Consider the following 7,002-nt stretch of genomic DNA (forward strand, 5'->3'; position numbering starts at 1 on the left):
ATACAATGAAGGCCGCCTTATAGGATGATACATAATGGGCGGCCTTTGTTGTGACTATATATAATTTATGACACATATATTCAATTAGAAATTTGGTATGTCAAGGTTCATCTAAAGGACTTTCTCTGTTTCAGTTTGGAATAAAAACCTAAGATATTTAGCAATATAAGTTTAAAGAGAAATGAGAAAGGAGATAAATTTTCATGAATAGTAACGATAATACTAATAAAGACAATTTGAATTTATTGGGAGCAGTAGCATTAGGATTGACCACTGTTTACACTGCAATATTAGCAACACAATTAATGTCTACAAAACATAAAGTTGATTATTTATATTACAAAGAACATTTTCAAAAAGAAGATAAGAGCAGTAATTAATTTTTAAAGCATATAAACTACTAGGAATAATTTCTTTCAAAAACATTCAAAACCTCCTTATAAAGTAGTCTGTCAACGGTAAATCGCAAGACCGTCAGGTCGAGAATTTAAGGAGTTGATAGATTCACCAGACCCAAACCCTCTTGGCACTCAAACAAACCCGTTTGTTTGACGCCAACCGGCGAGGGAGCCCCCTCAAAAAAGTGAGGGGGTTGGGGGAGTTTTTAGGATGGGGTTAAGGGGAAGAGTTCCCCTTACAGGTGGTGGACGGCGTCCACGGTCTATAAGAAAAAGGGCATCCGTTTAGGATGTCTTTTTTCTTTTTGGCGGAGCCAAACAGAGGGAGGAATCCGACCGCCACCTCGTAGAGCGCGCTCCCAATTTGATCGAAGATGAAAAATTGGTGTAGTGCGTTACACCAAATATCAAATTGTGGTATGCTAGACCCAAGTACAGTGGTCGAAACGGGGGATTGAGGGATGGCCAAATATGGGATTATCCGCATGCAAAAGTTCCACAAAGACGCAATATTGGGGATCCAGAAACATAACCAGCGAGAAGGCGAGAACAGTAAAAATAAAGACATCGATTCAACCAGGACGATGCTTAACTATGACTTTGTGAACGAGGACAAAATTAAGTACCATGAAGAAATTAAGAAGATGACGGCCACCCGTGTGAAACGAAAAATTCGGAATGATGCCGTCCTGGTGGCAGAGTTCTTTGTATCGGCTAGTCCGGAGTATATGCATGCGATGTCGCAAGACGAGCAGCGCAAATATTTTGAAGCAGCACTGGACCATATTGCAGGCAAGTATGGTCAGCAGAACATTTTATATGCCGTGGTACATAACGACGAAGCGACGCCACACATGCACGTGGGGTTTGTGCCGATCACGGATGATCGGCGCTTGGCGGCGAAAGAGTACTTTCATGGGAAAACGAAGATTCGTCGAATCCAGGATGACTTTCATCACTACATGAACAAACGTGGGTATGACATTGAGCGTGGCGAGCCGAGCGAACTGCAGCATAAGAGTGTGCATGAGTTTAAAAAACAAGAACGTGAGAAAGAGCTCAAGCATCTTCAACAACTTGTGGCTCACAAGGAAAAAGAGCTTCAACAGATGGATAATTTAGTGGAGTTGAAAGCAGCACCACCCGTTGAGATACGTAGCGAGAGACGGATTGAAGAGTTATGTAGCCAACCTATTGAAGTAGAGGCGGCCAAGAGTGTCATGGGTTCCAAAGTGAAAGTGGAAGAAGAAGATTTTCATGAGCTGATGAGTCTCACAAAAGAGCTTCAGCAAACATTAGCGGCCGAGCATGAGCGCACGCATGCATTGAGCCATGAGCTTGATCGCTATGAAAAAGAGAACAAGACATTGAAAAATGATTTGGATGAGACAAGGAAAGAATTAGAGGTATATGTGGCGGATCAAGACGGCCAAGTGGAAAAAGCGAAGAAACAAATGCGCCAGAAGCTTGTGCGTGATTTCTCAGCTGAACAAAAGGAAAAGGTCAAAGATGAGGTTAAGAGAGAACTAGATACGCAATATGAGGCTCATATAAGCTCTCTCAGCGATGATTTGACAATTGAGAAGGAGAAACATGAGAAAACGAAAAAAGAGCTTGTACAGGAAAAAGAAGTGAATGAGAGCTTAACGAAGATGAATCTTGGTTATATCAAGGATTATGTCCCAAAAGAAGACTTAGATTATGCGAATAGGCAGGTTCGTGAATTAAAAGAAGAGAATAAAATATTGAAAGCCTGGAAGGAAAAAGCGTTGAATTGGATTGATCAGAATGTGGAGAAAATGAAGCAGATTTCATTTTTCCAATATGTTCGTGGAATTGGTAGGCAATCAAAACAGAATGATCAAGAATTAGAACGGTAAAAAGGAGATAGGAAGTTGAGTAAAATGAAAACGACACTCTTACTTATTGCTTTTGCAGTGGTAGCTGCTTACGATATTTATTTATTGTTGAACGCTTACACGTATGGTTTTGCTGATAAATAAGCTGATATTAAAGGATTTAAATAAAAAAGAGCAATCCTATCTCAACTGGCATTGGAGAAGGTTTGCTCTTTTTTGTTTAGGAATTTTACTTTGCAAAAGTAAAAGAAAAAGTTAGATTAGGTCGTTAGCTCTTTTAGTGTAACATAATAAAACGAAACTTGTCATACAAATTTCAAAATAAAAGAAGCAATCTGGGCATTGGCAATCGAGATTGCTCTTTCATAAGGGTTTGTCCATACGTATCCGAAGTATGAAACATAAGTAGATTACCATGTTCTGTAATTAAGGACTATTTTAAATGTGTTGCTGCGTGTAAAAATAAAAAAAGAGCAACCTCATCTTTGTCATAGGAGAATGAGGTTGCCTTCAAATACGTTGAAATCTGAAGTAATGAATGCAACAATAACACATTTTGGATAATATTGCTAATTTATAGCTTGTAAGTAAGATATGTATAAAAAAGCTCCAGTCTAAAGGGCACATTTGACTAGAGCTTTTTTTGTTTTTTTAACAGATTAATCTCAGAGAGACATGTAATTATTGGTAATTATAATATAGTTAAATCATTATACATATGCATAAAAGGTGGACTTCTTATACATTGTTTTCATTGATTTGCTCAATAGAATGCCTATTCTATCAACAATGTATAAAAAGTTGCATAAAAGAGAAAAAGAGAACTTCTTCGAACCCTTGGGGCGTAAGGGTTCTCTTTTTTGATGTGTTCCGGAAAGAGGTATTATGTTAACTAACTTTGTATATCTTATACAGCTTAAAAACGAAAAACCTACTGAACAGGGATCAGTAGGTTTTTCTGCTCTTGGAGAAGAGATTCGTGTTGGATACTGGATGCCTCACGACGTCATGAGTAGTTTGCTCAAGGCAGTTAAAAATATGTATATAGTCGAGTGTATTTAAAATTTTATTTGAATTTATGTTTTGAAATATATAAAAAAGGGAAAAGTAGTTTGATTCTATTCCAGATGTACGTTGAATAAGAAAAATGATTAATATGTTGAATAGACTATGATAATGAATCTGGAGGGAAGGTATGTCAATTAATAAAGAGGTTTTGTATCGTGGTACAAGATTTAAGATTATTCATATTTATAGTTCTGGTTATTGTGAACTTAGAAAAATTAGTGATCCTTTCAGCGTAGAACTAGCTTTATTAAATGATATCCTACTAACATGATAATGATTGCTGCATATTTTTATTTAACTAACCAAACCGAATCAATTTAATCATTGCTGTTGAATTAAACATATTAATCATTTTTTGATAAAAATAGAAGCCAAATTCTTTATATATAAGGAATTTGGCTTCTTATAATTGATTTTATGTTAACTAAAAGGCGAAAAAGCCATCTTTGGGGAAGATGGCTTTTTCTACTGATAAATATTAGGTTGTAAGTGGAGTCCTACAAGACTTCTCCAGTATTTTGCTCAAAGATTGAAATAACTATGCAGCTGAAAAAAATATAGCAGGAAATATCATGTTGCATTTGAATATTAGTACTATACTCTTAATACGAAAATGGGGGCTAGTATGATGCTGGTAAAAAAGATGTTAAATGGCATTATGATGAAAGAAATCACTATTAAAGAATTAGCTGATCGATATGGTGTAAGTACTCGTACCATTCAATCAAAGATTAAGAAATTAGGTTATGAATGGGACAGTAAGGAAAGCATTTATCGCTATGTTGGAGAAGAATCAGAGCCTTTAGATATTGATTTTAGTACCCTTATCTCTAAAAACAGTAAAATGCCAGCAGAACAAAAGCTAGCAACCAGCGAAGTAGCAGCTAGTACGAGCTATGTTGATGAAAGTGAAAGCACTAGCACTAGTTCTTCAAAAGCTAGTACAGTAGATGCAATTGATTTGTTGTTGCAAAGTCCAAAAGACCGTTCGAAAAGAGTATACCGAGGCTTTTATTTTGATGATGATGTGTTAAGTATTATTGATCGGGTGCCAAAGAGTTATAAATCTGAATTGGTGAATGAAGCTTTGAGAAAAGTGTTTAAGGAAAAGGGATTATTAGACTAAAAAGAAAAGCAGGCTTAAGCCTGCTTCTTTAGCCTTTAAGGCTACTATGTTTAAGAAATTCTTATTAGTTTTTTTGAAGGTTCTTGATGTAGGTTTTGAAATTGTTGAACGGCCTCTGTCATAGATTCTGTATTCAATTTCTTTAAGATGCTTTTTCTTTGATTTTTAATAGTGCTTTCTTCTTTATGAAGAAGGTTTTGTATTTCTGAAATAGAATGACCATCAATAGCAAGAGCAAATACTTCTTGTTCTGCTTGAGTTAGTTGGTTCATGAAGACTTTCTCTTTTAGCATTTTACATTCTTCTTCTACATTCTTTAGTCGAGCAACTTCATCTACTAAATCGGAAGCTAGACTTAGAACATGTTCAATGCCTATTAATAATTTTTCAGTTTGATCCATGATAAGACCCTCCTATTTTTTGAGGGCAACCCATGCTATAATAAAATTGCATTCGAAAATCTATTAAGCAATGGGGTGTTTCTCTGCCAGGAGAAATGCCCTTTTTGTGTTGTTGTGTCTAATCTTGGTGTTAAACGTTTGAATCACCTCCTTAATTTATTTATCTTCCTTGTTATCAATCTCGTTATATTGCATTAAAACGTTTAATCTTGAGTTTTTACCGCCCTTAAAGATCTTATCTGGATTGATTTGATAGGTTCCAGCTCTAATCTTTTTAAGAAAGTCTGATTCTTGTAGAGCTTTCATTGTTTCAGCAATCGTAGGCTGAGAAATTCCTAATTTCTGTTCAATTTCTTTATAAGTCATTAAAAACATGTTCTCGCTATTAAGGTTATCCATTATGAATGTAAGAACTTTAAGTTTCTTATTACCTATTAAATCAAGACTTTCAACTATATGACCTAACCAAATTTTATGGAAATTAGCATCTCGTTCTTCAATGCTTATAACTTCCATTTCTTCGATTTCTCCAGTCTCTGAGTTTATGTATTTTTTTGTTCCTACAACTTTTGTTGCTTTTCTAGTTACTCCTTTTTTGCGTTTGTAATTAGACATTTTTTTAACTCCTTTATAGAAAAATAATCCAGTCTCTTTTTCATATTTTGAGTATATAATAACAAGAGACTTAAGTAAACACTTAAGTCTTATTTAAGTAAACACTTAAAAAAATTTAAGTGAACACTTAAAAAAATTTAAGTGAACAAATCACCCTCAAACCCTTGATATAAAAGGGTTTGTCCAACATTTCATCTTTTTTTCACTCTTATCTATTAATATATTTGCTATTTTTAATGCAAGGTTCGAGTAGTATTTTTTCAGAAAGTCACTGAAAAAATCTCCACTCTTTTCTCCTTGCATTAAAAATTTCGGCAGGGTTGGTTATATCGCCAAGCCGAACATACCCAAAACAAAGTTTAAGATGCTCGGCTTGTGACGGCCATTATACCTGCCGAACCGCCAAAGCAGCCGTCCATAGTTGCTACCTTTTTTCAAATAAGATACACAAATGGGGACTAGTCCCCAAACCCCTAGCCAGCACGCCACCCCAAAACAAAGGTGAATCAATCGATCAATCATCGATCAATCAGTAGGGATTTTGATAAAATTAAAGAAACTATATATAGTTTGTCTTAGTGATTGATTGATAATTGATTGATCGATTGAAGGAGGACAGTTTATATTATGGATTGGATAACGATCAATGATATTTCTAAAATGATTAATACACCTGTTCCAACTGTAAGGAGATACATACAAAAACATCAAGCTTTTCTTAATACTAAGAGGGAAGGGAAAAAGATTTTATTACATCCAGATTCCGTAGAAGTTCTAAAGAAAATTCGGAAGTGTTATATGATCGATAACTTGATTGATACTGAAATAGATAGTAAGCTCAAAGCCGATGGTTATAAGCTTTTCATTGATATTCAATCAATCAATCATCAATCAATCAACCAAGAATTAGACTCTTCTTCTTTAGATTTTTTGAAAGCTATGTTTAAAGAACAAAGAGCAATTAACGAGCAACTTATGGAGAGTAATAAATTATTGGTTAAAGAGCTAGAAGAAATAAAGCAAAGCTATAAAGAAAGTGAAATTAAAAGGGAACAAAGAGACTTAGCTTTAATGGAGACCTTACGATCAATACAAGAAAAAAAGAAATTAGTAGCTGCTTCAGAAGAAAAAAAGAAATGGTGGCAGTTTTGGAAACTTTAGTTGTTGTATTATAAACAACTTTGATAATGTATCAGAGCCAACATATACAATGTTTCCTATAAGACGTGAGAGAAGATTCATTGAAAAATGGCACCTTAAAGGTGTCTTCTTTTATGTAGCATGACATGTCGTATATGGTATATTCTTTTGATGCTTATTACAGTGGCTGTTGTAAGCTTTCTTTAGATACAAAGGTTAATTGCATGTAATTTTTAAGACACTTTCCTATGGATACATTTGATTATGTTAGTAATCATGTAGCTATAGAGAAGTTTTTTTCTTATTCTCCTGTTATCATTTATTTTTGTGCGCGGCCGCAGGGATTGAGATTTTAAAAATATTGTCGGGAATATGCGAATATACATGTAGCATAC

General features: G+C 34.8%; 8 protein-coding genes. 6 read left to right on the forward strand and 2 right to left on the reverse strand.

Features of this window, described 5'->3' with window-relative positions:
• Positions 1-203: 203 nt before the first annotated feature.
• The 5 genes from ACWATA_RS29230 to ACWATA_RS29250 all read left to right on the forward strand — a co-directional run bounded on the left by ACWATA_RS29230 (position 204) and on the right by ACWATA_RS29250 (position 4,451).
• A complete protein-coding gene (locus ACWATA_RS29230; RefSeq protein ID WP_016766102.1) occupies positions 204-380 on the forward strand; it encodes a hypothetical protein in 177 nt (58 codons plus the stop codon).
• A gap of 479 nt (positions 381-859) precedes the next feature.
• Positions 860-2,278 (forward strand): MobV family relaxase, encoded by a 1,419-nt coding sequence (gene mobV / locus ACWATA_RS29235; protein ID WP_473050535.1) that lies wholly within the window; start codon positions 860-862, stop codon positions 2,276-2,278.
• Positions 2,279-3,142: 864 nt separating this feature from the next.
• Positions 3,143-3,319 (forward strand): hypothetical protein, encoded by a 177-nt coding sequence (locus ACWATA_RS29240; protein ID WP_473050536.1) that lies wholly within the window; start codon positions 3,143-3,145, stop codon positions 3,317-3,319.
• A 133-nt stretch (positions 3,320-3,452) separates the two neighbouring features.
• On the forward strand, positions 3,453-3,596 hold the full coding sequence (locus ACWATA_RS29245; RefSeq protein WP_233335545.1) for a hypothetical protein: 144 nt from the start codon (positions 3,453-3,455) through the stop codon (positions 3,594-3,596).
• 354 nt (positions 3,597-3,950) lie between these two features.
• A complete protein-coding gene (locus ACWATA_RS29250) occupies positions 3,951-4,451 on the forward strand; it encodes an HTH domain-containing protein (protein ID WP_233335546.1) in 501 nt (166 codons plus the stop codon).
• A 50-nt stretch (positions 4,452-4,501) separates the two neighbouring features.
• On the opposite strand, the gene ACWATA_RS29255 is transcribed toward ACWATA_RS29250, so the two are convergent.
• Both ACWATA_RS29255 and ACWATA_RS29260 read right to left on the reverse strand, forming a co-directional pair.
• The gene (locus tag ACWATA_RS29255) at positions 4,502-4,852 is read right to left on the reverse strand and encodes a response regulator transcription factor (protein ID WP_205663468.1); all 351 of its coding nucleotides are present in this window, start codon (positions 4,850-4,852) and stop codon (positions 4,502-4,504) included.
• A 156-nt stretch (positions 4,853-5,008) separates the two neighbouring features.
• On the reverse strand, positions 5,009-5,467 hold the full coding sequence (locus ACWATA_RS29260) for a replication/maintenance protein RepL (RefSeq protein ID WP_098250102.1): 459 nt from the start codon (positions 5,465-5,467) through the stop codon (positions 5,009-5,011).
• Between the two features lie 627 nt (positions 5,468-6,094).
• Here ACWATA_RS29260 and ACWATA_RS29265 point away from each other — a divergent pair.
• Entirely contained in the window at positions 6,095-6,628 is a 534-nt protein-coding gene (locus ACWATA_RS29265; RefSeq protein WP_473050534.1) for a DUF3967 domain-containing protein, read from the forward strand.
• The last annotated feature ends 374 nt before the right edge of the window (positions 6,629-7,002 follow it).

The sequence above is a fragment of the Priestia sp. USM5 genome (genome assembly GCF_058323215.1).

What these genes read in the sequence shown, in the direction of transcription:
- ACWATA_RS29230 (WP_016766102.1), top strand. Translation starts at nt 204, where the DNA reads ATGAATAGTAACGATAATACTAATAAAGACAATTTGAATTTATTGGGA.
- mobV (WP_473050535.1), top strand. Translation starts at nt 860, where the DNA reads ATGGCCAAATATGGGATTATCCGCATGCAAAAGTTCCACAAAGACGCA.
- ACWATA_RS29240 (WP_473050536.1), top strand. Translation starts at nt 3,143, where the DNA reads ATGTTAACTAACTTTGTATATCTTATACAGCTTAAAAACGAAAAACCT.
- ACWATA_RS29245 (WP_233335545.1), top strand. Translation starts at nt 3,453, where the DNA reads ATGTCAATTAATAAAGAGGTTTTGTATCGTGGTACAAGATTTAAGATT.
- ACWATA_RS29250 (WP_233335546.1), top strand. Translation starts at nt 3,951, where the DNA reads ATGATGCTGGTAAAAAAGATGTTAAATGGCATTATGATGAAAGAAATC.
- ACWATA_RS29255 (WP_205663468.1), bottom strand. Translation starts at nt 4,852, where the DNA reads ATGGATCAAACTGAAAAATTATTAATAGGCATTGAACATGTTCTAAGT.
- ACWATA_RS29260 (WP_098250102.1), bottom strand. Translation starts at nt 5,467, where the DNA reads ATGTCTAATTACAAACGCAAAAAAGGAGTAACTAGAAAAGCAACAAAA.
- ACWATA_RS29265 (WP_473050534.1), top strand. Translation starts at nt 6,095, where the DNA reads ATGGATTGGATAACGATCAATGATATTTCTAAAATGATTAATACACCT.